Below are 2,087 nucleotides of genomic sequence, written 5' to 3'. Positions count from 1 at the left end.
TCATCGCCCCCAACATCTCCACTCCAGTTAGCTCTCATGCCTCGCGGAAGTGCTGCGCTAATGTGCGCCAATATTGCGGACCGCCTCGTAGATCAGTATGGCCGCGGCGGCTCCAGCGTTCAGGGACTCCACATCGTGCGCCATGGGGATTCTCACCTGCGCGGTGGCCAGGTGGGCCACCGGGTCTGAGACTCCCCTGGCTTCAGCCCCGATGACCAGCACCGCTCGCTCCCCGAACTGGATCTGGTCAGGTGGCACTCCGGACTCCGGGTCCGAGACAACCACTGCCATGCCCAGTCTACGGACTCTCGCAAGGAACCCGCTGAGGTCCCGGAGTTCGGAAACGGGAATCCTGAACATGGCCCCCATGGACGCCCTCACCACTTTGGGGTTGGAGGGTGACGCGCACCCCGGCCCCAGGACGACACCTCCGACGCCGAGTGCGGCCGACGTGCGGATTATGGTGCCAACGTTCCCTGGATCGCCGACGCCGTCAAGAGCCACCAGCGTGTGGAACTGCAGCCGAAGGAGGTCCTGCTCAGAAAGGGGGGCCCACCGTGCGACCGCGAAGACCCCCTGCGGCGTCTTGGTCTGGGTCATGCTGTCGGCCACACGTTCAGTTATCAAGGTCGCACCCATGCCCGCAGCGCGGGCGAGCGAGAGAATCTCCCCGCCTGCGGCGGATCTCGCAAAGGACTCGGTGAGATAGAGGCCCAGGATCTGCACCCGGGCCTCAATCGCGTCACGAACCAGCCGCGCCCCTTCCAGGGCCACTTTCCCCGAGACGCCTTTTTGGGCGACTAGGCGGTACTCGCGAGCGGCGGCGTTTCGCGCACTCGCGATCACATTCATTGCTTAGTTCAGCCCCTCCTGGGCACGGGCGACCGCCACAAGCTCGCCAAAAGCACTTGCGTCAGCAACCGCGAGGTCCGCCAGAACCTTTCGGTTAATCTCCACGCCAGCCTTTTTGAGCCCGCTAATCAAGCGACTGTAGGACATACCGTTGAGCCTGGCAGCCGCATTGATCCGCGCGATCCAAAGCTTACGGAAATCCCGCTTCCTGGTTCGCCTGTGCATATAGGAGTAACTAAGAGAATGGATAACTGCTTCGTTTGCGCGTCTCCATATCTTGCTTTTCGCCCCAGTGAAGCCCTTGACAAGCTTGAGTGTCCTGCGATGCCTGCGCTTGGTGATTGGTCCGCTCTTCACCCTTGCCATGTGTATCCCACTCCCCCTGGAATCTGGTGAGAAGAACCGTTCTACTTATAAGGGATCATGCGGGCGACGACCTTCTGGTCACCCGCCGCGAGTGCTTCTGGCCTGCGCATGTTCCTCTTACGTTTTGGAGTCTTCTTCTCAAGAATGTGCCTTCTGCCAGCTTTGTTCTTCACAATGATACCGGTGCTTGTAACCCTGAATCTTTTTCCGGCTCCCCGATGGCTCTTCATTTTCGGCATTGCCATGTCCTCCTCGCTGTCTATCCAAGCGGAGGTGCTAGTCTTGTTTCGGGGTGAGGATCATAATCATGTTGCGCCCTTCGACTCTAGGCTCCCGCTCGATCGCCCCCACCGCCGCCAGGTTGGAGGCGAGTTCCGTCATGAGTCGTCTCGCGATGTCCGCGTGGACTATCTCACGCCCCCTGAACCTGACGGTGACTTTCACCTTGTCGCCTTCTTTGAGGAATTTCTCCGCATTCTTCATCTTGACATCGAAGTCGTGCTCTTCGATCTTGGGCGTCATGCGGACTTCCTTGATGCTCACTATGTGCTGCTTCTTCCTGGCTTCGCGCTCCCGCTTGCTCTGTTCGTACTTGAATCTGCCGAAATCCATGATTCGGCAGACGGGCGGCCTAGCAGTTGGTGCAACCTCCACGAGGTCCAGGTTCTTCTCGACGGCGACCCGAAGGGCTTCCCGTAATGGGAGTATGCCCAGTTGATCCCCTTTCTCGTCTATCACCCGGACTTCCCTGGCTCTGATACCCTCGTTAACGAACAGATCCCTACCGATAGCATGTCACCCCCAAAGTTTGCGCTTCCGCTTTCAGAAAGGGAAAGGGCCGGTGGAACCCCCCCGCCCGGAATAGCATG

4 protein-coding genes are annotated in these 2,087 nt (G+C 59.5%); all 4 read right to left on the bottom strand.

Annotation, left to right across the window (positions count from 1 at the left end):
• Positions 1-57: 57 nt before the first annotated feature.
• The 4 genes from NUW23_16190 to infC are packed head-to-tail and all read right to left on the bottom strand — an operon-like array spanning position 58 to position 2,007.
• Entirely contained in the window at positions 58-852 is a 795-nt protein-coding gene (locus NUW23_16190) for an RNA methyltransferase (protein MCR4427686.1), read from the bottom strand.
• 3 nt (positions 853-855) lie between these two features.
• Positions 856-1,218, bottom strand: a complete 363-nt coding sequence (gene rplT / locus NUW23_16185) for a 50S ribosomal protein L20 (GenBank protein ID MCR4427685.1) — start codon at positions 1,216-1,218, stop codon at positions 856-858.
• Between the two features lie 41 nt (positions 1,219-1,259).
• Positions 1,260-1,457, bottom strand: a complete 198-nt coding sequence (rpmI, locus tag NUW23_16180; protein ID MCR4427684.1) for a 50S ribosomal protein L35 — start codon at positions 1,455-1,457, stop codon at positions 1,260-1,262.
• Positions 1,458-1,494: 37 nt separating this feature from the next.
• Complete coding sequence (gene infC / locus NUW23_16175) at positions 1,495-2,007, bottom strand: translation initiation factor IF-3 (GenBank protein ID MCR4427683.1); 513 nt, start codon at positions 2,005-2,007, stop codon at positions 1,495-1,497.
• Positions 2,008-2,087: the final 80 nt, after the last annotated feature.

This window comes from Bacillota bacterium (assembly GCA_024655925.1).
Taxonomy (GTDB): domain Bacteria; phylum Bacillota; class DTU025; order DTU025; family JANLFS01; genus JANLFS01.
The sequence above is the reverse complement of the archived record's forward strand: the minus strand, read 5'-3'. Positions and strand labels throughout refer to the sequence as shown.